Source organism: Acidimicrobiales bacterium (assembly GCA_035630295.1).
GTDB lineage: Bacteria > Actinomycetota > Acidimicrobiia > Acidimicrobiales > Iamiaceae > Iamia.
On the sequence record DASQKY010000025.1, the window covers coordinates 26,799 to 49,572 of the forward strand.

At 75.9% G+C, this 22,774-nt stretch carries 27 protein-coding genes and 1 tRNA gene; 11 read left to right on the forward strand and 17 right to left on the reverse strand.

The window, feature by feature from the left end:
* The first annotated feature begins 75 nt into the window (after positions 1 to 75).
* On the forward strand, positions 76 to 714 hold the full coding sequence (locus tag VEW93_06465) for a histidine phosphatase family protein (protein ID HYI61433.1): 639 nt from the start codon (positions 76 to 78) through the stop codon (positions 712 to 714).
* Between the two features lie 19 nt (positions 715 to 733).
* Here VEW93_06465 and VEW93_06470 read toward each other — a convergent pair whose 3' ends face one another.
* The 6 genes from VEW93_06470 to VEW93_06495 form a co-directional block, all read right to left on the reverse strand.
* Entirely contained in the window at positions 734 to 1,033 is a 300-nt protein-coding gene (locus VEW93_06470) for a hypothetical protein (protein HYI61434.1), read from the reverse strand.
* A gap of 110 nt (positions 1,034 to 1,143) precedes the next feature.
* Positions 1,144 to 2,403 carry a serine hydrolase gene (locus tag VEW93_06475; GenBank protein HYI61435.1) on the reverse strand — a complete coding sequence of 420 codons (1,260 nt, stop codon included), beginning with the start codon at positions 2,401 to 2,403 and terminating at the stop codon, positions 1,144 to 1,146.
* A gap of 136 nt (positions 2,404 to 2,539) precedes the next feature.
* Entirely contained in the window at positions 2,540 to 3,319 is a 780-nt protein-coding gene (locus VEW93_06480; GenBank protein ID HYI61436.1) for an SDR family NAD(P)-dependent oxidoreductase, read from the reverse strand.
* Positions 3,320 to 3,494: 175 nt separating this feature from the next.
* Positions 3,495 to 3,824: a metalloregulator ArsR/SmtB family transcription factor gene (locus VEW93_06485; GenBank protein ID HYI61437.1), complete on the reverse strand. Its 330-nt coding sequence runs from the start codon at positions 3,822 to 3,824 to the stop codon at positions 3,495 to 3,497.
* 200 nt (positions 3,825 to 4,024) lie between these two features.
* Positions 4,025 to 4,975 carry a metal ABC transporter substrate-binding protein gene (locus VEW93_06490; GenBank protein ID HYI61438.1) on the reverse strand — a complete coding sequence of 317 codons (951 nt, stop codon included), beginning with the start codon at positions 4,973 to 4,975 and terminating at the stop codon, positions 4,025 to 4,027.
* A gap of 73 nt (positions 4,976 to 5,048) precedes the next feature.
* On the reverse strand, positions 5,049 to 5,861 hold the full coding sequence (locus VEW93_06495) for an enoyl-CoA hydratase/isomerase family protein (GenBank protein ID HYI61439.1): 813 nt from the start codon (positions 5,859 to 5,861) through the stop codon (positions 5,049 to 5,051).
* Between the two features lie 205 nt (positions 5,862 to 6,066).
* Between VEW93_06495 and VEW93_06500 the strand changes: the two genes are divergently transcribed.
* Genes VEW93_06500 through VEW93_06515 form a run of 4 tightly spaced genes read left to right on the forward strand, consistent with a single transcriptional unit; the run spans position 6,067 to position 8,172 of the window.
* Positions 6,067 to 6,546 carry an SRPBCC family protein gene (locus VEW93_06500; protein ID HYI61440.1) on the forward strand — a complete coding sequence of 160 codons (480 nt, stop codon included), beginning with the start codon at positions 6,067 to 6,069 and terminating at the stop codon, positions 6,544 to 6,546.
* A gap of 39 nt (positions 6,547 to 6,585) precedes the next feature.
* Positions 6,586 to 6,744, forward strand: a complete 159-nt coding sequence (locus tag VEW93_06505; protein ID HYI61441.1) for a hypothetical protein — start codon at positions 6,586 to 6,588, stop codon at positions 6,742 to 6,744.
* Positions 6,741 to 7,292, forward strand: coding sequence for a hypothetical protein (locus VEW93_06510; protein HYI61442.1), 552 nt, complete (start codon positions 6,741 to 6,743; stop codon positions 7,290 to 7,292). The genes VEW93_06505 and VEW93_06510 overlap by 4 nt, the downstream gene beginning before the upstream one ends.
* A 40-nt stretch (positions 7,293 to 7,332) precedes the next feature.
* Positions 7,333 to 8,172 (forward strand): MOSC domain-containing protein, encoded by an 840-nt coding sequence (locus VEW93_06515; GenBank protein HYI61443.1) that lies wholly within the window; start codon positions 7,333 to 7,335, stop codon positions 8,170 to 8,172.
* A 39-nt stretch (positions 8,173 to 8,211) separates the two neighbouring features.
* Here VEW93_06515 and VEW93_06520 read toward each other — a convergent pair whose 3' ends face one another.
* The 5 genes from VEW93_06520 to VEW93_06540 form a co-directional block, all read right to left on the reverse strand.
* Entirely contained in the window at positions 8,212 to 8,916 is a 705-nt protein-coding gene (locus VEW93_06520) for a histidine phosphatase family protein (protein HYI61444.1), read from the reverse strand.
* Between the two features lie 62 nt (positions 8,917 to 8,978).
* A complete protein-coding gene (locus VEW93_06525; protein HYI61445.1) occupies positions 8,979 to 10,073 on the reverse strand; it encodes a hypothetical protein in 1,095 nt (364 codons plus the stop codon).
* Positions 10,074 to 10,275: 202 nt separating this feature from the next.
* On the reverse strand, positions 10,276 to 11,031 hold the full coding sequence (locus VEW93_06530) for an acyl-ACP thioesterase domain-containing protein (protein ID HYI61446.1): 756 nt from the start codon (positions 11,029 to 11,031) through the stop codon (positions 10,276 to 10,278).
* 62 nt (positions 11,032 to 11,093) lie between these two features.
* Positions 11,094 to 11,348: a hypothetical protein gene (locus tag VEW93_06535; protein HYI61447.1), complete on the reverse strand. Its 255-nt coding sequence runs from the start codon at positions 11,346 to 11,348 to the stop codon at positions 11,094 to 11,096.
* A 178-nt stretch (positions 11,349 to 11,526) separates the two neighbouring features.
* The gene (locus VEW93_06540; protein ID HYI61448.1) at positions 11,527 to 12,078 is read right to left on the reverse strand and encodes a hypothetical protein; all 552 of its coding nucleotides are present in this window, start codon (positions 12,076 to 12,078) and stop codon (positions 11,527 to 11,529) included.
* A gap of 232 nt (positions 12,079 to 12,310) precedes the next feature.
* Between VEW93_06540 and VEW93_06545 the strand changes: the two genes are divergently transcribed.
* From VEW93_06545 to VEW93_06555, 3 genes are read left to right on the forward strand one after another with little or no spacing between them, the layout of a single operon-like run.
* On the forward strand, positions 12,311 to 12,808 hold the full coding sequence (locus VEW93_06545; protein HYI61449.1) for a TrmH family RNA methyltransferase: 498 nt from the start codon (positions 12,311 to 12,313) through the stop codon (positions 12,806 to 12,808).
* A gap of 1 nt (position 12,809) precedes the next feature.
* Positions 12,810 to 14,099, forward strand: a complete 1,290-nt coding sequence (gene rsmI / locus VEW93_06550) for a 16S rRNA (cytidine(1402)-2'-O)-methyltransferase (protein HYI61450.1) — start codon at positions 12,810 to 12,812, stop codon at positions 14,097 to 14,099.
* Entirely contained in the window at positions 14,096 to 14,797 is a 702-nt protein-coding gene (locus VEW93_06555) for a class I SAM-dependent methyltransferase (GenBank protein ID HYI61451.1), read from the forward strand. The genes rsmI and VEW93_06555 overlap by 4 nt, the downstream gene beginning before the upstream one ends.
* Before the next feature lie 9 nt (positions 14,798 to 14,806).
* On the opposite strand, the gene VEW93_06560 is transcribed toward VEW93_06555, so the two are convergent.
* A complete protein-coding gene (locus VEW93_06560; GenBank protein ID HYI61452.1) occupies positions 14,807 to 15,616 on the reverse strand; it encodes a TlyA family RNA methyltransferase in 810 nt (269 codons plus the stop codon).
* A 71-nt stretch (positions 15,617 to 15,687) separates the two neighbouring features.
* Between VEW93_06560 and VEW93_06565 the strand changes: the two genes are divergently transcribed.
* A tRNA-Lys gene (locus VEW93_06565) sits at positions 15,688 to 15,760 on the forward strand.
* Between the two features lie 18 nt (positions 15,761 to 15,778).
* Here VEW93_06565 and VEW93_06570 read toward each other — a convergent pair.
* The 3 genes from VEW93_06570 to trmB all read right to left on the reverse strand — a co-directional run bounded on the left by VEW93_06570 (position 15,779) and on the right by trmB (position 19,209).
* Complete coding sequence (locus VEW93_06570) at positions 15,779 to 16,768, reverse strand: malate dehydrogenase (GenBank protein ID HYI61453.1); 990 nt, start codon at positions 16,766 to 16,768, stop codon at positions 15,779 to 15,781.
* Positions 16,769 to 16,897: 129 nt separating this feature from the next.
* The gene (locus tag VEW93_06575) at positions 16,898 to 18,490 is read right to left on the reverse strand and encodes an NAD(P)/FAD-dependent oxidoreductase (GenBank protein ID HYI61454.1); all 1,593 of its coding nucleotides are present in this window, start codon (positions 18,488 to 18,490) and stop codon (positions 16,898 to 16,900) included.
* Between the two features lie 71 nt (positions 18,491 to 18,561).
* Positions 18,562 to 19,209, reverse strand: a complete 648-nt coding sequence (trmB, locus tag VEW93_06580; GenBank protein HYI61455.1) for a tRNA (guanosine(46)-N7)-methyltransferase TrmB — start codon at positions 19,207 to 19,209, stop codon at positions 18,562 to 18,564.
* Between the two features lie 395 nt (positions 19,210 to 19,604).
* On the opposite strand from trmB, the gene VEW93_06585 reads away from it, so the two are divergent.
* Positions 19,605 to 19,976, forward strand: a complete 372-nt coding sequence (locus tag VEW93_06585; GenBank protein ID HYI61456.1) for a gamma-glutamylcyclotransferase family protein — start codon at positions 19,605 to 19,607, stop codon at positions 19,974 to 19,976.
* 3 nt (positions 19,977 to 19,979) lie between these two features.
* Here the strand turns inward: VEW93_06585 and VEW93_06590 are convergent, their stop codons facing one another.
* Positions 19,980 to 21,410, reverse strand: a complete 1,431-nt coding sequence (locus VEW93_06590; protein HYI61457.1) for an aldehyde dehydrogenase family protein — start codon at positions 21,408 to 21,410, stop codon at positions 19,980 to 19,982.
* Positions 21,411 to 21,499: 89 nt separating this feature from the next.
* On the opposite strand from VEW93_06590, the gene VEW93_06595 reads away from it, so the two are divergent.
* Entirely contained in the window at positions 21,500 to 21,958 is a 459-nt protein-coding gene (locus VEW93_06595; GenBank protein ID HYI61458.1) for an SRPBCC family protein, read from the forward strand.
* A 76-nt stretch (positions 21,959 to 22,034) separates the two neighbouring features.
* Here the strand turns inward: VEW93_06595 and VEW93_06600 are convergent.
* A partial coding sequence (locus VEW93_06600; GenBank protein ID HYI61459.1) for an NADP-dependent isocitrate dehydrogenase occupies positions 22,035 to 22,774 on the reverse strand: 740 nt, incomplete at its 5' end.

Genomic DNA, 22,774 nt, shown 5'->3' on the forward strand with positions numbered 1-22,774 from the left:
GCCTACCTGTGACCCGAGGACCGGCCCCCTTCCGCCGATCGGGCCGGACGGGCCGGCCGCCTAGGTTGGCGCCCCGTGCCCCCCGTCCACGTCCTGCTGGTCCGGCACGGGGAGTCGACCTGGAACGCCGAGGCCCGCTGGCAGGGGCAGGCCGACCCACCGCTCTCGGACCGGGGCCGGGACCAGGCCCGGGCCGCGGCCCGGGCCCTGCCCCCCGTGGACCGGGTGGTGGCCTCCGACCTGGCCCGGGCCCGGCTCACGGCCGAGCTGCTGGCGGCGGCCACCGGGCGGGCCGTGGAGGTCGAGCCCCGGCTGCGGGAGCGGGACGCCGGGGCGTTCTCGGGCCTGACCAGGGCCGAGATCCACCTCCGGTTCCCCGGCGCCCTCCCCGACGACCCGGCCCGGGCGCCGGGCACCGAGGCCGACGGGCTGGTGGCCCCGCCGGGCTGGGAGCCGGCCGACACCCTGGCCGCCCGGGCCTGGGCCGCCCTCGACGAGCTGGCCCGGACACCGGGCCCGGGGGCGACGGTGGTGGCCGTGAGCCACAGCGGCCTGATCTACGCCGTCGAGGACCGCTTCACCGACGTCCGGCAGCGGATCGCCAACCTGGAGGGGCGCTGGCTGCACCACGACGGCCGGGCCTGGTCCCTCGGTGACCGCCAGCTGCTGCTCGACCCGGCCCACGACGAGGTCACCCGGCCGGGCCAGATCTGACCCCGAGGGGACCCCGCCGTCAGGCCGGTTGGTGGGCGCCGCAGGTGGTGCGGGTGGGTTCGGCGGCCAGCAGGTCGTCGGCGATGGGGCCGTCGCAGGCCGCGCAGGTGCCGTAGCGACCCTCGTCCAGCCGACCCAGCGCCGCCTCCACCGCGGCCAACTCGGCGGCCACCCGGTCCAGGTCGAGGCCGTCGCCCCCGGGCATCGTGCCCTCGGCGCTCGGGAGCCCGCCGGGATCGGGCCGGGAGCCGTCGGGGGCCGGAGGCCCGCCGGACCGGTCCGGTGCCGGGGCGGGCGGGGTGCCGTCGTCCGGGTCCACGGCGCCACCCTAGGGGCCCCGATCGACCCGTCCCGGCCCCACGGGGCCGTGCCCCTCCGTCCCCGAGCCGACCAGGGCCGGTCGGGGCCGGGCGCCGCCGGACGGGGCGATCACGCCTCGTCGGGCACCGCCGCCCGCGCCCGCCGGGGGCGGCGGCGGGGACGAGCCGGGCGCCGGTCGATGCCGGGGGGGCGCAGGCGGCGCCGCGCCGCCACGGCCAGGGCCAGGACGACCAGGGCCGCCACCAGGCCCACGGCGAACCAGACCACCCGCCGGGCCGCGTCGCCGGAGGTGTCGGCGCCGGGCCGATCCGTCGGCGGCCGGGAGCGCAGCACGCCGCCACCGTCGGTGTCTCCCCCGTCCCCGGGCCCGGTGGCCGGCGCCGTCGCCGGACCCGCCTCGGTCGTGGTGCCGGTGGTGGTGGTCGTGGTGGGCTGGCCGCCCAGGGCGTCGGGGACGGGGGGCAGCACGTCGTCGGTGACCTCGCCGGCGGCGGCCAGCAGGAAGCCCCGGTCGAGCAGGGCCCGGGCGTCGGCGTAGTGGTTCTGCGAACCGAGGACGACGGCCAGGAGCCGGCGGTCGCCCTGTTCGGCGGCGGCCACGAAGGTCAGGCCGGCCCGCGACGTCGACCCCGTCTTCAGGCCGAAGGCCCCCTCGTAGCGCCCCAGGAACTGGTTGAGGTTGGTGACCGCGTGGGGGCGGCCGTCACCGCCCACCCACTCGTGGCCCTCGTCGGCGGCGATGGCGGCCAGCTCGGGGTCGGCCAGGAAGGCCCGGCCGGCGATGGCCAGGTCGCGGGCGCTGATCAGGTTGCCGCCGCTGATGGAGGCCGGCCCGTCGAGGCCGGCCGGGTCCCGCAGCACCGGCTGGTCGGCCAGGCCGAGCTGGGCGGCCAGCTCGGCCGCCGCCACCTCGAACCCGGCCATCGTGCCCCCGCCGGCCACCTGACCCAGCGTCCACGCCGCGTCGTTGCACGAGCAGTGGAGGGCGGCGTAGAGCAGGTCCTCCACCTCCCAGACCGAACCGGGCTCGAGCTGGAGCCGCCGGGGGGTGGCGAACACGGCCTCGGGGGGCACGGTGACGTCGGTGTCGAGGCCCAGGCGCTGCACGGCCAGCAGGGCGGTGAGGATCTTGGTGGTGCTGGCCGGCGGCACCGCCTCCCGGGCACCGGAGGCCAGGACCACCCGCCCGCTGTCGACGTCGACCACGATCGAGGCCCGGGGCGGGGCGATGGGCGCAGTGGTGACGGTGGGGTCGCCCGGGTCGGGGGCCTGGGCCCCGACCGGGCCCGGTCCCACCGCCCCCCCGAGGGCCAGGCCGGCGGCGACGGCCACCGCGGCCAGGGAGACGAGCCGCGGGCGCCGGTGCATCGGGACATGGTGGCCGCCCCGCCCCGCCGCCACGAAGCCGCCCGCGGCTGACGGGACGGGCCCCGGGTGCCGGGCCGGCGGGCCAGACCGTCGGGAGGAGGTGTCACCGCCCGTCGGGGGTGCGGGCCCGGCCGGGTCAGGAGGAGGTGGGGCCCTTGACCCGGCCGCCGGCGTCGACCTTGCGCATCACCGCCGCCGTCAGCCCCGGGGCGACCGAGGCCAGGGTCGAGGCCACCCGCATCTCGGGCGGTGCCACGAACACCTCGGCCACGTCGCGCTCGATGGCCCGGGCCACGCCCCGGGCCACGTCGTCGGGGGTCGAGGTGCGGACCCCGGGGGGCAGGTCGATGTCGCCGTCGTGGAACATGCCGGCGCCCCGGATGAACCCGGGCTCCACGATGCTCAACCCGACCGGGGAGCCGTGCAGGTCCTGGCGCAGCGACAGGGCGAAGCCCCGCAGGCCGAACTTGGTGGCGTTGTACATGTTGGTGCCCGGCGACGGGGCCAACCCGGACAGCGACCCGATCATGACCACGTGCCCGGCCGCCCCCGAGGCCCGGTGGCCCTGCACGAAGGCGGTGGCCAGGAGGATGGGGGCCCGCAGGTTGACGTCGATGGAGGCGTCGACGTCGGCCGGCTCCACCTCCTCCACCCCCTTGTCGGCGCCGATGCCGGCGTTGGCCACCAGCACGTCGGCCTCGGCGGCCAGGCCGGCCAGGCGCTCGACGTCGGCCCGGTCGGTCAGGTCCGCGGTGACGGTCTCGGCGCCCAGCTCCTCGGCCAGGGCCTCGATCACCGCGGTGCGCCGGGCGGTCAGGACCAGCTCGGCCCCCCGGCCGGCCAGGTCCCGGGCGATGGCGTGACCCAGGCCCCCGCTCGCCCCCGTCACCAACACGCGCGCGCCGCGGATCTCCATCTGGCCCTCCCAGGGTGGTCGCACCGCCCGGTTGCGAGGCGACCGCCCGCGACCCTACGGCCAGCTCCGGGCCCCCCACCAACGCCGGCCCGCGGGTCTCGGCCCCGGTCGCCGGGGCCGCGCGGCGCCAGGCCCGGACCAGCCCGGGGCAAGAGCTTCGACGAGCAGATCGCCCTCAGGCCGATCCCGCGTCGGTCCGCTCGGCCACGTGGGCCACGGCATCGCCCACGATGTGGGCCACATGCCGGTCGGTGAGGGCGTAGGCCACCTCGCGGCCCCGCCGGCGGCCCTCGACCAGCCGCTCGTCGCGCAGCACCCGCAGGTGCTGGGACACCAGGGGCTGGGGCAGGTGCAGGGCGGCCACCAGCTCGTGGACGCACCGGTCGCCCCCCGCCAGCTCCATCACGATGGCCACCCGGTGGGGGTTGGCCAGGGCCCGGAGCAGGTGGGAGGCGGCCTCGACGGGCAGCGCCTCCTCGGGGGGCTCGGGGGAGGGCTCGGCCACGATCCCAGACCCTGGCACGGCCCGAGGTCGGCCGCACTCCGGCCCCGGCACCAGCACCAGCACCAGCACCAGCACCATTAGGGTCGGCCCCCATGTGCGCCACCTGCGTCACCCAGGGCGTGGCCTACGCCGGGGGCGCGGCGGTGGTGCTCCGGGGCCTGCAGTTCCGGGCCCGGCGCCGCACCGGGGCCCGCCGCGGCTCAGGCCAGGGCGGCGGCGATCCGGGCCGCGTTGGTGCGGACCATCCGGGCGTAGGTGTCCCCTCCCGAGCCGGGCTCCCCCAGTGACTCGCTGAACAGGCTCACCACGTCGACGTCGCCCACCTCGTCGGCCAGGGCCCGGGCCAGCGACGGGGGGGCGGAGGCGTCGGCGAAGATGGCCGGCACCCCCTCGGCCTCGATGGTGCGGGCCAGCGCGTCGAGCTCCCCGGCGCTGGGCTCGGCCCCGGTGCCGCCCCCGGGGATGACCACGCCCACCACCTCGAAGTCGTAGCGGTCGGCGAAGTACCCGAACACCTCGTGGTTGGTGACCAGGACACGCCGCTCGGCGGGGATGGGATCGAGCACCCGGCCCACCTCCTCGGCCAGGCCTCGCAGGGCCTCCACCTCCGCCGCCGCCCCGGCCCGCACCGGCCCGGTGGCCAGGGCCGGGACCTCGGCGGCCAGGAAGGCGGCGATGCCCTCGGCCGCCTCCGCCACCCGGTCGGGGTCGGTGAAGAAGTGCGGGTCGGCCCCCTCGTCGGCCTCGGCCTCGGCCTCGTGGTCGCCGTGCTCGTCGGCGAAGGCCAGGGTGTCCACGTCGTCGAGGGCGGCGTGGGTCGGGACGCCGTCGGCCTCGGCCGCCTCGATGGCGTCGAGGTAGCCGGCCTCGAACCCGCCCCCGTTGACGACCAGGGCGTCGGCCTCCCGCAGGTCGGCGGCCTGGCGGGCCGAGAGCTGCACGTCATGGGGGTCGGCGCCCCGGGGCATGAGCACCGCCACGTCGGCCCGCTCCCCGACCAGCCGCTGCACCACGTCCCCGAGGATGGTGGTGGTGACCACCACGGTGGGCCGGTCGGCTCCGGAGCCGGCCTGGTCACCGTCGGATCCGCAGGCCGCGGCGCCGGCGACGAGGAGGACGGCGGAGAGGGCGAGAGCGAGGGGACGGCGCAACGGGGCTCCAGGGTGAGGGGGTGGAGCCGAGACAATAACGAGACCCGTTCCCATTATCAACCGCAGCAGGCCTTCACTCGCCCGTGGGCCCGTCGAAGCGGGGGGCCCGCTTCTCGGTGTGGGAGGCCAGGCCCTCCCGGGCGTCGGGGCCGGCGAAGCCGAAGAACTCGTACGCCAGCGAGGCGTCGAAGATGCCGGACTGGGCCCGGTACCAGTTGTTGAGGGCCTGCTTGGTCCAGCGGATGGCCGACTGCGCTCCCCCGGCCAGCTGCACCGCCACCTCCAGGGCCCGCTCCTGGACCCGGTCGTCGTCGACGCACAGCGAGACCAGGCCGATGCGCTCGGCCTCCTCGCCGGTGAGGGTGTCGCAGGTCAGCAGGTAGTACTTGGCCTTGGCCATGCCGCACAGCAGCGGCCAGCAGATGGCGGCATGGTCGCCGGCGGCGACGCCCAGGCGGGTGTGGCCGTCGATGATGCGGGCCCCCCGGCCCACCACCGACACGTCGGCCAGGATCCCGGCCACCAGGCCGGCCCCCACCGCCGGCCCGTGGATGGCCGACACGATGGGCTTGGTGCAGTCGATCACGTTGAACACCAGGTCCCGGGCCTCGCGCAGCACCCGGGTCCGCACCGCGTAGTCGGCCATGAGGTCGTCGAGGAGCTCGAAGCTGCCGCCGGCCGAGAACGCCTTGCCCGCCCCCTGCAGCAGGGCCACCCGGGTGTCGGGGTCGCGGTCGACCACCCGCCACACCTCGGCCAGCTGCCGGTGCACGGCGTGGTCCACGGCGTTGAGGCCGGGACCGTCCAGGGTGATGCGCAGCACCCCGTCGGCCGGCCGGTCGAAGGCGAGGTCCGGCAGCCCGGCGTAGGGGTCGGTGGCGGTCACGGGGCGGCGGGGACGGGGGCGAAGAGGTCGACGTCGAGCCGGCGGTCGAAGGCCGGCGAGGCGGCCATGTCCGAGGCGACGAGGCCGATCAGGTCGAAGCGGGGTGCCATGCCCCGACCGTAGGGCGACCGGCCCCCGGGGCGCCGCCCCGCCCACGAGCACTCCGGGGCGGCGGGCCGGGGCCCCGGTTCGTAGTGTCGGGGCCATGCCCGAGACCGACCTGCCCGAAGGCGTGACCGTCGAGTCCGACCGCGACACCGTGTCGGCCACCGTCGTCGTGGACGCCCCGCCGGCCGACGTGTTCGACTACGTCCGCCGCCCGGCCAACCACCAGGCCATCAGCGGCGACGCCACCGTCCAGGACAGCACCTCCGGCCCCGAGGTGCTGGGAGAGGGCGACCGCTTCAACGTGCGCATGAAGCAGGTCGGCGTGCCCTACCGGATGACCTCCAAGGTGGTCGAGTACGCCCAGGGCACCAAGATCGCCTGGTGCCACGTGAGCGGGCACCGCTGGCGCTGGGAGATGGAGGCCACCCCCGACGGCGGCACCCGCCTGACCGAGACCTACGACCAGTCCCCGGCCAAGGCCCCCTTCGCCCTGCGCCTGCTGGGCTACCCGGGCCGCCACCGGGCCAACGTGGCCCGATCCGTGGCCAACGTCCGGGACCACTTCGCCTCCCGCTGACCACCCCATGGCACGGGCCCGCCTCGGTAGCCTGGCCCTGTGCGGCCCGCCGACACCCACCCCGACGCCTGGGCCGTCCAGCGCGCCCTCCACAAGGCCATGACCGGCGAGGAGCGCCTCGCCCTTGCCTTCGCCATGGCGGAGGAGGCTCGCAAGGTCAGCCGCGCCGGGCAGGCGTTCCGCGCCCAGCGCACGTGAGCCTGCTCGGCCTGCTGGGCACCATCGCCACGCGTCTGGACCGAGCCCACATCCCTCACATGCTCACCGGCTCCTACGCCAGCTCCTTCCACGGCGAGCCACGGACGACCATGGACGTTGACGTCGTCATCGACCCGGACGCCACCCGCCTCCAGGCGTTCCTCGACGACCTCGACCCGTCACGCTTCTATGTCGATGATGCTCAGCGCGCCCTGGCCCACCGAGACCAGTTCAACGTGATCGAGATGGGAACCCAGGGCAAGGTCGACCTGATCATCGTGAAGGACCGGCCCTATAGCCGTACCGAGCTGGCTCGTCGCCTCCCCATCGAGCTCGACGGGCACCACCTGCACGTCGCCACTGCGGAGGACACCATCCTGGCCAAGCTCGAGTGGGGCGCCGGCACGGGATCCGATCGCCAGCGACGTGACGTCGCCGGCATCCTGGCCATCTCCGGGGACGGGTTGGACTGGGAGTACCTGCATCGGTGGGCGGGAGAGCTGGGCGTGCGGGATGCGTTGGACGAGGTGGTCCGCGACGCGAGGTGAAGTCGGGCGGGGGTGCCTCAGGGTGCGGTAGACAGCGGGCGTGCACCTGGCCGAGATCTGGCAGTACCCGGTGAAGTCGATGATCGGGGTCACCGTCCCCGCCGCCGAGGTGGGCCCGGCCGGCATCGCCGGTGACCGGGCCTGGGCCACCCGCGACCACGTGCGGGGCGGCATCCGGGGGGCCAAGCAACTGGGCGGGCTCATGCAGCTCTCGGCCCGCTACGTCGACGGGCCCGGCGGCCCGGTGGCCATCGGGCTGCCCGACGGGACCACCGTCCGCACCGACGACACCGACGCCAGCGAACGGGTCTCGGCGGCCCTGGACCACGGGGTCACCCTGGAGCCCCTGCGCCCGCCGGAGGACGTGGAGCACTACCGGCGGGGCGCCCCCGACCACGACGACCTGATGGAGGAGCTGAACGCCATCTTCGGGCGGGAGCAGGGCGAGCCCCTCCCCGACCTGTCGGGCTTCCCCCCGGAGATCCTGGAGTTCGAGTCGCCGCCGGGCACCTACCACGACGCCTTCCCCCTGCTCCTGCTGTCCACCTCGGCCCTCCGGGCCCTGTCCGAGGCCCTGCCCGAGAGCGTGATCGACGTGCGCCGCTTCCGGCCCAGCCTGGTGATCGACACCGGTGACGAGGACGGCCACCCCGAACGGAGCTGGATCGGGCGCCGGCTGCGGGTCGGTGCGGTGGAGCTGGAGGTGGCCACCGGCTGCCCCCGGTGCGTGATGGTCACCCGGCCCATCGACGCCTCCGTCCCCCAGGACCGGCAGGTCCTGCGCCACGTCGTGAAGGACCTGGGCCAGGACCTCGGCGTCTACGCCACCGTGGCCACGCCCGGCACCGTGGCCACCGGCGACCCCGTCACCCTGGCCTGACGAACCGCCCCCCCGGCCGGGCCGACGGTCTCCGCAGGGTCAGGGCAGCACGGCGTCGGCCGGCTCGGGGCGGTCGAGGCCGCCGGGGTGGTGCGAGGTGTCGTTGAACCGGCGCACCAGCCACCGGTCGCCGAGGAGGAGGAGGTGGGAGATGGAGGCGTTGTCGGCGGTGGCGAACACGAAGCCCCGGCTGCTCTCCGACGCCAGGCGCAGGAGCTCACCGATGACGCCACCATGGGTGAAGATGGCGATGCGTCGGCCCGCGCTCCGGGCCACGACGCGGTCGATGCCGGCCCGCACCCGGGCCGAGAACGCCTCCTGGGGCTCGGCGCCGGGGATCACGTCCCACCGCTCCTCGGCGAAGGCCCGGAGGGCGGTGGGATGCCCCTCGGCCACGTGCTGGCGGAACGACCCGCCCTCCCACTCGCCCAGGTGCACCTCCCGCAGGTCGGCCTCGACCACCGGCTCCAGCCCCAGCCGGGCGGCCAGCGGGGCCGCCGTCTCGTGGGTGCGGCGCAGGGTGGTGACGTAGATGGCGTCGATGTGCTCGTCGGCCAGGCGGGCGGCCACCCGCTCGGCCTGCTCGCGGCCCTCGGGGGCCAGGGCCGGGTCGCCGTGGCCGTCGGCCAGGGGGAAGCTCCGCCCGGGCACCGCCGGCTCGGACGCCCCGTGGCGGACCAGGAAGACGTTGGTGGAGCCGGGAGGTCCGACGAAGGGGCGCTGCGGGTACTCGGTCTCGGCCATGGCCCCCGAAGGTAGCCAGCGCCCGGACCGGGTCGTGACGGCGGGGGGTCGACCCCGGGCGGTCAGGGCTGGGTGAGCGGGGGGTCGAACAGCGACGGCGACCCCTGGGCGCTGCGGTCGATGGAGTCCGACGGCAGGGCCGCCCGCCACTCCTCGGTCTCCACCAGGCGCAGCCCTTCGAGGAAGGCCACCACCTCGGTCTCGCTGAGGCTGTCGAGCGGGTTGTCGCCGAAGTAGTTGTCCCCGACCACGACGTCGACCGGCCCACCCATCCGGGCGGCGACCACCCGCCCCGGCGCGCCCGCCGACGGTTGTTCGGGCCCATCCCGGTAGAGGAGGCGGTCGGTGTCCGGGTAGACGAGGCGCAGGGCCCCCTCGGCGCCCTCCGCCACCGCAGGGGTCTGGAGCCACCGGCGGTTGTAGCCGGTCGGGGCCAGCTGGTACTCGATGACGCGGCCCGTGGCCTGCTGGCGGACCAGGACCGAGACGAGGTGGAAGTAGGAGACGGCGGGCCTCTTGACCAGGCCGCTGCGGATCCAGCCCGCGGGCAACGGGAGCCCGTCGACGTCGACCTCCTCCCCCGCCTCCCGTCGGTCGAGCCAGGCATCCACCACCGTCAGGCCGACATCCACGTCATCCGCGCCCATGGAGGCGGCCAGCAGCCCCCACTCGAGGGGGACCAGGACCATCCTGGCCCCGGTGAAGGTCATCGGTGGGCTCTGCCACCCCGGCCTCCCTCCCACCTCCACCGGCTCGAAGCCCAGGTCGGTGAGCCCGGCCGGGAGCTGGCCCCGCTCCGTCTCCCAGATGTCCAGCGGGGTGGCCAGCTCCCCCGGCCGGGTGGCAGCCAGGAAGGAGCACGGGCACGCCCCTCCGTAGTACCCCTCGAACACGTCGGAGGAGACCGCGATCATCTCCCAGCCCTCCGGGGGGAGGTACCAGCCGCTGGTGGCCGGCTCCGAGGCGAACCGGGGATCGGGGTCCACCGGTGCCACCGGGTCGTCCGACTCGCCCGTGGAGGTCCGGGCCGGTCCGCTCCCCTCGCCCACGGGAGCGTCGTCGCCGGCGGCCCGCGGCCCGGGGCCGTCATCGGCCCCGTCGCCGCTGAGCACGACGGCGGCCACCACGATCAGCACCACCAGCGTGGCGGCGGCCACCAACCACGGGGTGACGCCCCGGCCTCCCGGGCCCCCGGTCGCCCGGCCCGGTGGATCGCCCACCGTCGCCGCGTCGTCAGGGGCCGCGGCCCCGGTCTCGTGCCCCTCGTGCCCCTCCCGAACCATGCCCGTAGCGTCGCACCCCGGGGGCCGGGAGCGCGGTCGGCCCGACCCGGGGTGGCGGCCGCCTCCGGCCAGCCGGTCAGGCGGCCGGGATCACCACGGCGGAGGCCCGGACCTCGTCGCCGACCAGGAGCCAGAGGGCCACCGTGCCGTCGCCGGCCACCGAGGCCAGGTCCACGGCGTCGTCGGGGCCGATGGCGGCGCCGTACTCCACGGTGGCGGCCGCCGGCGCCATGCCCCGCCGGTCCAGCTCGTCCTCCACGGGCTCCCAGGTGGCGGCGTTGTTCACGTGCCCGAAGGCGTCGAGGTCGGTGCTGCGGACGACCCAAGGCCGGCGGGCCACACCGGCCGGCGGCGGGCCCTGGAGGTGGCGGGCGTGGATGCGCCGGCCACCCCCGGCCTCCTGGTAGGTGGCCAGGAAGTCCTGGCCCAGGCGGGCCGGGCGTCCCGTGTCCGGGTCGAGGCACACCCAGGTCGACGCAGCCTCGACCCGGCCCCCGCGGTGACCCAGGAGCGAGGTCCGCCGCTCGGCCCACCGGCTGCCCAGCCCTCCGGTGAAGGTGGTGAGGGCCAGCTCCTCGCCGATCGACGGCGGGACGACCACGTCGATGGCCGTGCGGCGGACCACCCAGGGCGCCGCCGGGTCGAGCCCGGCGTCCCGGGTGTCGTCGTTGGCCACGTCCTGGAGGTAGCGGGCCACGGCGTCCAGGCGCAGGCGGCCGTGGCGATCGGCGTCACCCCACCGCACCCGGCGGCGGACGGTGAAGGACCGCCCCCGGGCCGGGGCCGGGACCAGGGGCGGGAACGGGGCCGGGCGGGCGGGCGGGGCGTCCATGGGCCCCGGACGCTAGGGGGCGGAGATGGGGCGCCGGGGCCCGACGGGCCCCGGCGCCATCCCTAGGCGGCGTCGACGTGATGGGAGGCGAACGGCGCGGCGCTCACCCGCGCCAGCTCGTCCTGGAGGCGGGCGATCTCCGCCTCGACCTCGTCCCTGTCGCCGACGCCCCCTCGCTGCAGCCGGTCGCGGGCCTCGACGGCCTCGATCAGCTGCAGCTCCAGGCCGGAGGCCCGGAACTCGGAGCAACAGTCGTCGAGCATCCATGCCGGGGCCCGGGTGGGCCCGTCGGTGCGGTGGCGCCGGAAGGTGAGCATGGCGACTGGTCCTCGTCCGTGGAGCGGTGCCGGTCCCTTGTACTCCCGCGGTGTTGCGACCAGGGGCCGGTGGGGTTGCGATCGGGTGTCACTTCCCGGGCTGGCCGTCACACGGGCACACACCGCGGCCGCGGCCGCACGTGGCGTCTTGCCCCGGGGGCGGCGGGGACCGGGGTGGTCAGGCCTGGAAGGGGCCGGCGCCCAGGTCGGTGGAGATGGGCACCGACCCGTCGAGGTCGAGGTCGCCGTCGGAGTCCCAGGCCTGCGTGTCCAGGACGCCGTCGCCGTCGGTGTCGACCTCGATCGTCTCCAGGACGCCGTCGCCGTCGGTGTCGGACGTGAAGGCGTCGGCCTCCCCGTCGCCGTCGAGGTCCAGGGCCCCGGTGTCCACGGCCCCGTCGTCGTCGGTGTCGACCAGCACGGCGTCGACCAGGCCGTCGCCGTCGCTGTCCACCTCCACCGTGTCCACGAACCCGTCGCCGTCGACGTCGATCTCCACCGCGTCGGCGGCCCCGTCACCGTCGAGGTCGTAGGCCCCGGCGTCGGCCACACCGTCGCCGTCCACGTCCACCAGGGCGGCATCGGCGAACCCGTCACCGTCGGCGTCGTAGGCGGCCACGTCGGTGTAGCCGTCGCCGTCGGTGTCGAGGGCCACGGCATCGGTGGCCCCGTCGCCGTCCCCGTCGTAGGCCACCCCGGCCACATCGTCGTCGAACCCGAAATCGCTCATCGTCCTGCTCCTCTCGTTCCGCCGGGGGCCTCCCGGTGGTGGCGTGTCAGGGGTGGGAGGGTGCGGGGGCCGCCGATGTTCCGCGCCGGGCCCCGGGGACCCCCACCCGGGCCGGCGACCGGGGCCGGGCGACCGCCCTTGGCGGGGCGATGGGGCCCCGTGCGACCATGCGGGCCGTGCTCGCCGCTCCCCGCCCGCCGCACCGCCGGGCCCGGGCCGGCCCCACCGGCCGATGAGGTTCGTCCAGGAGCGCCACCGGGAGCCGTGGCCCCTCAGAGCCCCCCGGCCCCTGGTGATCGGCCTGGCCCCCATGAACAGCGGGGTCAACGTGTCGCAGATCGCCCGGGCCGCGGCGTCGTGCGCCGTCGACCACATGATCGTGTGCGGCAACCAGCGCCTCGACCCCAAGATCTCCCGCATCGAGGACGGCCAGCTCGACATCCGTCGGCGCCGGTCCCTGGCCCCGGCCGCCCGCAAGCTCCAGCAGGAGGGCTACGAGGTGGTGGCGGTGGAGCAGACGACGCACTCCACCCCGCTGACCGAGCACCGCTTCGCCCCCCGGACCCTCCTGGTCCTGGGCAACGAGCGGCTCGGCGTCCCCGAGGACTGCCTGGAGATCGCCGACCACGCCGTGGAGATCCCCGTGTTCCGCCCGCCCCACTCGTTCAACGTGGCCATGTCGGCGGCCATCGCCCTGTACGAGTACTGCCGCCAGCACCCGGAGGGCTGAGGTGGCCTCCCCGGTCGTGCTCACCGCCCGGGGCCACCCCCAGGTCGCCGCCTCCCACGCCAAGACCCTGGAGGTGACCCGCGACCCGGACCTCACCGAGCGGGGGACCTGCATCCTGGGGGTGGACGGGCGGTGGGACGACACCGCCCTGCTCGGCCTCCGGGGCCGCCAGCGGATCACGCTGCGGGTCGGGGCCCGCACCGACGAGCTGGAGGCCACCGTCTCCCCCGGCTTCCTGGGGGGCCCGTCGCTGGTGGTCCGGCGGGGGGACGACCTGGCCGACCGGACCTTCGCCTACGCCGGCACCAAGGGCGCCGCCGGCCTGGACCGGGACCTGGTGGCCGCCCTGCGCCAGCCCGACGCCGTCCTGGAGGTCACGCTGACCCCGGTCGGGGGCGAGCCGCCCCCCGGCGTGCTCTACGTGGTGGGCCTGCCCATCGGGAACCACGAGGACCTGACGCCCCGGGGCCGGGCCGTGCTGGTCGCGGTGGACGTGGTGCTGGCCGAGGACACCCGCCGCTACCGCACCCTGGCTCGCGACCTGGGCCTGACGGCCAGGGACGTGCGCAGCCACCACCTGGGCAACGAGGCCGGGGCCGCCGACGCGCTGGTCGAGGCCCTGGCCGGCGGGGCCCGGGTGGCCCTGGTCAGCGACGCCGGCACCCCGGTGGTGAGCGACCCGGGCTACCCCCTGGTCCGCCGGGCCCGGCAGGCGGGGGTGACCGTCCGCCCCGTGCCCGGCCCCAGCGCCCCGGTGGTGGCCCTCAGCGCCGCCGGCATCCCCGCCGACCTGGTCACCTTCGCCGGGTTCCTGCCCCGCCGGGCCGCCGCCCGCCGGGCCTTCCTGGCCGACCTGGGCCGCCATCCCGGGGCCCTGGTGGTGTTCGAGGCCCCCCACCGCCTGGCCGCCACCCTGGCCGACCTGGACACCGTGCTCCCCGGCCGGGAGCTGTGCGTGGGCCGGGAGCTGACCAAGATCCACGAGGAGCTGGCCTGGACCACCACCGGGGATGCGGCCGAGGCCCTGGGCGCGGTCGAGCCCCGGGGTGAGTACACCCTGGTCATCGGGCCGGCCCCGGCCCCCGCCGCCCCCACCGGCGTGGACGACGACACGGTGCAGCGCCTGGTCCGGGCCCTGGGCGACACGGTGCCCACCCGGACCCTGGCCGATGCCCTGGCCACCGCCACCGGGCTCTCCCGTCGCGACGCCTACCGCGCCGTCCTGGCCCTCCGCGACACCGACGACGACCCCGCCGGGGACGAGGGTGACCCGCCCGAGGGCGGCCGGTGAACCGGGACGACGGGGGCGCGCCGGCCGAGGGGGCCGTCCCGGTGGTACGGGGCCGGAAGGTGGAGGACCTGGGGAGCGACGAGCTGCGGGCCCTGGTGGAGGGCGCCACCCACGTGGTGGCCGACGTGGGGGCCGGCGACGGGCGCACCGCCCACCGGCTGGCCCGGGCTCACCCGGACTGGCTGGTGGTGGGGATCGACCCGGCCTGGACCCGCCTGTCGGCCACCAGCACCCGGGCCGCCCGCCGGCCGGAGAAGGGTGGGGCCCCCAACCTGGTGCTGGTCCGAGCGGCCGCCGAGGCCCTCCCCCCTCCCCTGGCCGGCATCGCCGACGAGGTCCTGGTCCTCATGCCCTGGGGTCGGCTGCTGGACGGGGTGGTGCGGGGTGACCCCGAGGTGTGCGGCGGCCTGCGGGCCCTGGCCTGCGAGGGCGCCTCCCTGGACGTCACCATCGGCACCAGCATCTGGCGCCCGCCGGTGCCCGTGGCCCTCCGCGACCTGCCGGAGCTGACCCCCGAGGCCGCCGGGGCCGACCTGGCTCCCCGCCTGGCCGCCGCCGGGTGGGCCCTCGACGAGGCCCGCCTCCTGGGCGTGGCCGAGTTGGAGGCCGGCACCTCGTCGTGGGCCCGCCGCCTCGACGCCCGGGGCGACGAGCGCGTCCTGCACCTCCGGGCCCACGCCGTCCCCCACCCCCGCTGACGGCCGGGGTCAGGCCGGCGCCTCGGCCACCGCCGCCTCGACCAGGGCGGCCACGTCCACCGGGGCGCCGTCGGGGGTGCCGGCCCGGGCGTGGAGCAGGAACTCCACGTTGCCCTTGCGGCCCCGGATGGGCGAGGCCACCAGGCCCCGCACGGCCAGGCCGGTCCCGGCCGCGGCGGCGGCCACGTCGTGGAGGACGGCCCGCCACGTGCCGGGGTCGCGGATGATGCCCCGGGCCCGGCGGACCTCGTCGATGTCGGCCTCGTACTGGGGCTTGACCAGGGTGACCACGTCGGCCCCGGGGTCGAGGCACCCGGCCACCGCGGCCAGGAGGCGGGTCAACGACACCATGGAGGCGTCGGTGCTGGCGAAGCCGAAGGTGCCGGCCGCGGCCGGGGTCAGGCCCCGGGCGTCGGTGCGGTCCCGGGCGTCGACCCGGGGGTCGGCCAACAGGCGGGGGTGGAGGGCCGAGGGGCCGATGTCGACGGCCACCACCTCGGCCGCCCCCCGCTGGAGGAGGCAGTCCACGAAGCCGCCGGTGGAGGCGCCCACGTCCAGGGCCCGGCGGCCGGCCACGTCGATGGCCAGCCGTTCCAGGGCGTGGTCCAGCTTCTCCCCGGCCCGGCTGACGAAGCGGGGCAGCCGGGCCAGGGCCAGCACGTCGCTGGCCGCCACCCGGGTGGCCGGCGAGGTGACGGGCCCGCCGTTGCGGACCACGACGCCCTCCTCCACCAGGTCCTCGGCCTCGTCCTCGTCCGCGGCCAGGCCGCGGGCCACCAGCTCCCGGGTCACCGGGCGGCGGGGTTGGGGGCGGGGCATGCCCGCCGATGGTACGGAGCCCGGGCCGCCCGCCGAGCCTCTCGGGTACCGTGCGGTCACCCCGGGGACCGGGGCCACTAGCTCAACTGGCAGAGCACCGGGCTTTTAACCCGTTGGTTCAGGGTTCGAGTCCCTGGTGGCCCACCCCCGGCCGGCGGGCGCTCAGACGAGGCCCAGCTCCCGGACCGCGTCGCGCTCCTCGGCCAGCTCGGCGGCCGAGGCGTCGATGCGGGGGCGGGAGAAGTCGTCGATGTCCAGGCCCTGGACGATCTCCCACTCCCCGTCCCTGGTGGTGCACGGGAACGACGAGACCAGGCCCTCGGGCACGCCGTAGCTGCCGTCGGACACCACGGCCATCGACACCCAGTCGCCCTCGGGGGTGCCCTGCACCCAGTCGCGGACGTGGTCGATGGCGGCGCTGGCCGCGCTGGCCGCCGAGGACGCCCCCCGGGCCTCGATGATGGCCGCGCCCCGCTTGGCCACGGTGGGGATGTAGGTGTCGGCCACCCAGGCCTCGTCGCCCACCGCGTCGAAGGCGCTCTGCCCGTTCACCTGGGCGTGGACCAGGTCCGGGTACTGGGTGGTGGAGTGGTTGCCCCAGATGGTCATCTTGGTGACGTCGTTGACGCTGACCCCCAGGCGGGCCGCCAGCTGGGCCTTGGCCCGGTTGTGGTCCAGGCGGGTCATGGCCGTGATGCGCCGGGGGTCGAGGCCCTCGGCGTTGGCCAGGGCGATGAGGGCGTTCGTGTTGGCCGGGTTGCCGACCACCAGGGCCCTGACCTCCGGCTTGGCCGCCCGGGCCAGGGCCTGGCCCTGGGGGCCGAAGATGCCGCCGTTGGCCCCCAGCAGGTCGGCCCGCTCCATGCCGGCCTTGCGGGGCATGGCCCCCACGAAGAACACGATGTCGGCGTCGCCGAAGGCCACCTCGGCGTCGTCGGTGCGCACCGTGTCGGCCAGCAGGGGGAAGGCGCAGTCGTCCAGCTCCATGGCCACGCCCTCCAGGGCGCCCAGGGCCGGGGTGATCTCCAGCATCTGGAGGACGATCGGCGTGTCCGGCCCGAGCAGCGCCCCGCTGGCGATGCGGAACAACAGGCCGTAGCCGATCTGGCCGGCGGCCCCGGTGACGGCGACGCGGACGGGCTCGGTGGTCATGCGATCAGGTCTCCTGGGAGGGGGCGGGAGGATCCGCTCGGAGGTTACCGAGGGCCCTCGGCACGCTCGACATCGACGCGCCGCCCCGCCCACCGCCCTCCCGGGGGCGCGCTCCCACCCTCGGGCGGCTCAGGCCGGGACCTGCTCCCGGGGGTCGTCGACGGCGGGGGCCGGTGGCTCCGGGGCCGGGGCGGCCTCGAAGTCGGCGGGGTCGGGCCGGCGGGTGCGCCACCAGTAGCGGTACGTGTAGGTCGACCAGTTGTTGGTGATGCGCCCGGAGGCCGTCTTGTACCAGCTGTGGCAGGCCCCGCCCCAGACCGTGCGCCGGAGCTCCTCGTCCAGCCTCGTGTTGGAGGCGGCCTGGGCCTCGGGCCGCACGTCCACCCAGGCCAGGCCATCCACGGCCAGGCGCCGGATGCAGCGCAGGGCGTAGCCGATCTGGCGCTCCAGCATGAAGATGATCGAGTTGTGGCCCAGGTTGGTGTTGGGCCCGTAGAGCATGAACAGGTTGGGGAAGCCGGCCACGGTGATGCCGAGGTGGGCCCGGGCGCCGTCGCACCACTCGTCGGCCAGCACCTTGCCGACCCGGCCGGTGACGTGGATGGGGGCCAGGAAGTCGGTGGCCCGGAAACCGGTCCCGAAGATCAGCGTGTCGACCGGGTGGCGGGTGTCTCCGGCCACCACCGCGTCGGGCTCGACCCGGTCGATGGGGTCGGTCACCACCCGGACGTGCGGGCGGTGCAGGGTGGGGTACCAGTCGTTGGAGATCAGGATGCGCCGGCAGCCCAGCGGGTCGTCAGGGACCACCGCGCTCTCGGGGAGGCCCGGGGTGACGACCTTGCGGAGCCCGTGGCGGAACCGCTCCTGCCCGAGCCGGCCCAGCCGGGAGCCGTCCTTGAAGGCGACGAAGCGCCACTCGAACCGCAGGTAGACCGAGGCCCGGTAGGCCAGGCGAGCCAGGGCGAAGCGTCGGAGGATCCACCGGGACCGCTCCCCGATGGGCCCGTCGGGCTTGGGGGCCACGTAGTTGACGCTGCGCTGGAACAGGGTGAGCGAGCCCACCTGCTCGGCGATGGCGGGCACGAACTGGATGGCGCTGGCCCCGATGCCGACCACGCCCACGTGGCGGCCGGTCAGGTCCAGGTCGTGGTCCCACCGGGCCGAGTGGAAGGCCGGCCCGGCGAAGGTCTCCAGGCCGGGCAGGGCCGGGACGTAGGGGCGGTTGAGCTGGCCGGTGGCGGCCACCACCGCCTCGACCTCGTGGCTGGTCCCGTCGGCCAGGGCGACGGTCCACGTCGCCGTGTCGTCGTCGAAGGCCAGGCTGGTCACCTCGGCGCCGAAGCGGATCAGCCGGCGCACGTCGAAGTCGTCGGCCGTGCGCTCCAGGTGGCCGAGGATCTCGGCCTGCTCGGGGAACCTGCGGGTCCACCCCGGGTTGGGGGCGAAGGACAGCGAGTACAGGTGGGACGGCACGTCGCAGCCGGAGCCGGGGTAGGTGTTGTCGCGCCAGGTGCCACCCAGGCGGTCGGCCTTCTCGAACACGGTGACGTCGGTGATGCCGGCCTGCTGCAGTCGGATGGCCATGCCCAGGCCCCCGAAGCCGCTGCCGATGACGGCCACCCGGGGGGTGGGCACGCCGGGGGGGACGGGCACCGGCCGGCGCCGGGTGGCGGCGCCGGCCGTGGCGAGGGCGCGACGCCCGAGGTCGCTCCAGCGGGCCATGTCCCGGACCGTACCGCCGCCGCACCGACTTGACCAGTGGGTCAAGTTGGTGCCGGCCCGGAGGGTGGCGGTCAGAGGCGGTGGGTGACGAGGTCGACCACCGGGCGGCCGGCGGCCCGGGCCGCCGCCTCGTAGGCGGTGACGGGGCGGTCGGGTCGGGCCGCCGACGGGGATCCCAGGCGCCGCTCGGCGGCCAGGACGGCGCGCACCTGCTCGGCGTAGGGCGCCCAGTCGGTGGCCACCTGCAGCACCCCGCCCGGGGCCAGGACGTCGGCCACCCGGGCCACGAAGGCCCCGTCGACCAGGCGTCGCGGCCAGTGGCGGCGCTTGGGCCAGGGATCGGGGAACAGGACCCGCACGGCGGACAGGTCGCCGGGCCCGGCCCCGGCCAGCAGGTCCCGGGCGTCGCCCTCGTGGACCCGCACGTTGTCCAGCTCGGCCGCGTCGATGCCGGCCAGCAGGCGGGCCAGGCCGGGCCGGTGGAGCTCGACGGCCACCACGTCCTGATCGGGGTGGGCGCGGGCCCAGGCCACGGTGGCCTCCCCCGTGCCCGTCCCGACGTCGAGCAGCCGGGGGGCCCGCCGCCCGAACGACCGGTCGAGCCATGTCCCCAGCGGGCTCGCGGCGGCATCACCCAGGGCGTAGCGGGGCGCCAGCTCGACCAGGGCCCGGGCCTTGGTGGCCGACATCCGGCCCCGCTGCTTGGTGGTGGTCCGCACCCGGCCCCGGGCCGACCCTCCCGGCTCGCCCGACGCATCGGCCCCACCCCCCACCCCGGCCTCGTCCGGGTCGCCGGCCCGGCCTCCTGCCCCGGACCGAGGGTCGGCAGGGCCCGTCGGGGTGGCGACCGGTGGCGTGACGGCGGGCCGGGGGTGCCCGGTCGGGCCGGCATCGGCGGAGGGGGAGGAGGCGATGGCCGCAGCGTCGCGCGTCCAGGGTGCCAGAGGGGTGTCCGCCAGCCGGTTCGCCGTCGCCGAGACGCCCGGAGGCACCGAGGCCACACGCCGGCCCGCCGTCGCCCGGAGCACCCGGGGCGCGGGGGTCGCCCACGGGCCCGCCGTCGCCGAGACGCCCGGTGCCGGCCGCCGTCCCGGGCGCGCGACGATCGACGGCCATGGCCCCGCCGCTGTTCGTCTACGGCACCCTCATGCCCGGCCACCTGCGGTGGGGGGTGCTCGAGCCCCACGCCGTCGGATGGCGCCCGGCCGCCGTCGAGGGCCACCTCTACGACTCGGGCCGCGGGTGGCCGGCCGCGGTGTTCACCCCCGGCGACGACCTGGTGCGGGGGTGGGCGGTCGACCTCCAACCCGAGGTGGTGGCCGTGGTCCTGGCTCACCTGGACGAGGTGGAGGGGGTGGCCGAGGGCCTGTTCCGCCGGATCGAGGTCACCCTCCTGGGCGGTGAACCCGTCACCGCCTACGAGCTGGCCACCCCGCCCGACGGCCTGGCCCGCATCGCCGAGTGGACCCCCGGCGACGAGGCCTGACCATCAGAGCTGCATGGCCTTGGTCTGGAGGAACTCCTCCAGGCCGTACTTGCCGAGCTCCCGGCCGTTGCCGGAGCTCTTGTAGCCGCCGAAGGGGGCCAGGGGGTTGAAGCTGCCCCCGTTGACCTCGACCTGGCCGGTGCGCAGGCGCCGGGCCACGGCCTGGGCCCGGTCCTTGTCGGCCCCCCAGACGCCGCCGGAGAGGCCGTAGGGGCTGTCGTTGGCGATGCGCACGGCGTCGTCCACGTCGTCGTAGGGGATGACCGTCAGCACCGGGCCGAAGATCTCCTCCTGGGCGATCCTCATCGAGTTGTCCACGCCGGCGAACACGGTCGGGCGCACGTAGTAGCCGGTGGGCAGGCCCTCGGGGGCCTCCACCCCGCCGGTGACCAGGGTGGCGCCCTCGTCGATGCCGGCCTGGATGTAGCCCCGCACCCGGTCCCGCTGGGCGTCGGAGATGACGGGGCCCAGGCGGCCGCCACCGGTGGCCGGGTCGCCCACGGTGTAGACGTCCTCCACCTCGCCGCGCACGATGTCGACGATCTCGTCGTGGCGGTCGCGGGGCACCAGCATGCGGGTGAAGGCGGTGCAGGTCTGGCCCGAGTTGAGGTAGCAGGACTGGACGCCCTTGCGCACCGCGGTGTCCAGCTCGGCGCCGTCCAGGTCGTCCAGGATCACGTTGGCCGACTTGCCCCCCAGCTCCAGGGCCACCCGCTTCACCGTCGGGGCCGCCACCTCGGCCACCCGGGTGCCGGCCCGGGTCGAGCCGGTGAAGCTGACCATGTCGACGTCGGGGTGGGCGGCGATGGCCTCCCCGACCACCGGGCCGGTGCCCGAGACCAGGTTGAACACGCCGGCCGGCAGGCCGATCGAGTCGACGATCTCGGCCAGGATGAAGGCGTTGAGGGGGGCGACCTCGCTGGGCTTGAGCACCACGGTGCACCCTGCCGCCAGGGCCGGCGCCACCTTGGCCACGATCTGGTGCAGGGGGTAGTTCCAGGGCGTGATGGCGCCCACCACGCCGACGGGCTCCTTCACCACCAGGCTGTTGCCGACCTGCTCCTCCCACTGCACCTCGTCCAGAAGGCCCACGTAGGAGCCGGCCACCGCGGTGGGCAGGCCGGCCTGGATGAGCTGGGAGAGGAACAGGGGCATGCCCACCTCGCCGGTGATGGTCTCGGCGATCTCCTGGTTGCGGGCCCCGAGGCCGTCGGAGAGGGCCTGGAGGGCCTTGGCCCGCTCGGCCGGGTCGGTCCGGGCCCAGCCGTCGAAGGCGGCGCGGGCCGCGGCCACGGCTCGGTCGACGTCCTCGGTCGTGCCCTCGGGGATGGAGCCCATGACCTCCTCGGTGGCCGCGTTGACCACGTCGATGGTGCCGCTCCCGGTGGAGGGCACCCACTGGCCGTCGATGTAGAGCGAGTCGTAGGCGCGCATGGTTCCACGCTACGGGGTCGGCCCCGTCGACGCTCCGGGCCGGGCGGCCCGGCGGTGGTTCCGACCGGCGGTCGCGCGAGGCTCCGGGGATGCCGACGACGCCCCCCTCCGACGACCGCGCCGAGATCGACATCGCCGCACCCCCCGAGGAGGTGTGGGACCTGGTGGCCGACGTGACCCGCATGGGCGAGTGGAGCCCCGAGTGCTACCGCTGCGAGTGGTTGGACGGGGGCACCGGGCCCCGGGTGGGCGGAAGCTTCAAGGGGTGGAACCGCCAGGGCCCGCTGCGGTGGGCCACCACCAGCACCGTCCTGGAATCGGAGCGGGGCGAGGTGTTCTCCTTCGTCACCAAGGAGTCGGCCGCCCAGTGGGCCTTCCACCTCTCGCCCACCTCCGGGGGCGGCACCCACCTGGTCGAGACCCGGACCGACGGCGACAAGCCGCTGCTGGCCCGGATCTTCTTCCGCATCGTGCCGGGGCGCGCCGATCGCCAGCGCGACGGCATGCAGGCCACCCTCGGACGCCTCAAGGCCGCCGCCGAAGCCTGACCGTCAGGCGTCGGCCGCCGGCGTGGCGCCGGACGACCCGCCCGCTGGCCTCGCACAGGGCTCGACGGGTGGGCGGTCAGGCCATCTTCTGCTGGAGGCCGTCGTCCAGGGCGGCCAGGAAGTCCTCGGTGGTGAGCCACTCGGCGTCGGCGCCGACCAGGAGGGCCAGGTCCTTGGTCATCCGGCCGCCCTCCACGGTGTCGATGCAGACCCGCTCCAAGGTCTCGGCGAAGGCGGTGACCTCGGGGGTGCCGTCCAGCTTGCCCCGGTGGGCCAGGCCCCGGGTCCAGGCGAAGATGGAGGCGATGGGGTTGGTGGAGGTCTTCTCACCCCGCTGGTGGGCCCGGAAGTGGCGGGTCACGGTGCCGTGGGCGGCCTCGGCCTCCACGGTGCGACCGTCGGGGGTGGAGAGCACCGAGGTCATGAGGCCGAGCGAGCCGAAGCCCTGGGCCACGGTGTCGGACTGCACGTCGCCGTCGTAGTTCTTGCAGGCCCAGACGTAGCCGCCCTCCCACTTGAGCGCCGCGGCGACCATATCGTCGATCAGCCGGTGCTCATACGTGATGTCCGCGGCCTCGAAGTCGGACTTGAACTCGTTCTCGTAGACCTCGGCGAAGAGGTCCTTGAAGCGCCCGTCATAGCGCTTGAGGATCGTGTTCTTGGTCGACATGTAGACCGGGAAGCCGCGATCGAGGCCGTAGCGGAACGAGGCCCGCGCGAAGTCGCGGATCGAGTCGTCGAGGTTGTACATCCCCATAGCCACGCCGGCCGAGGGGGCGTTGAACACCTCGCGCTCGATGGTCTCCCCATCCTCGC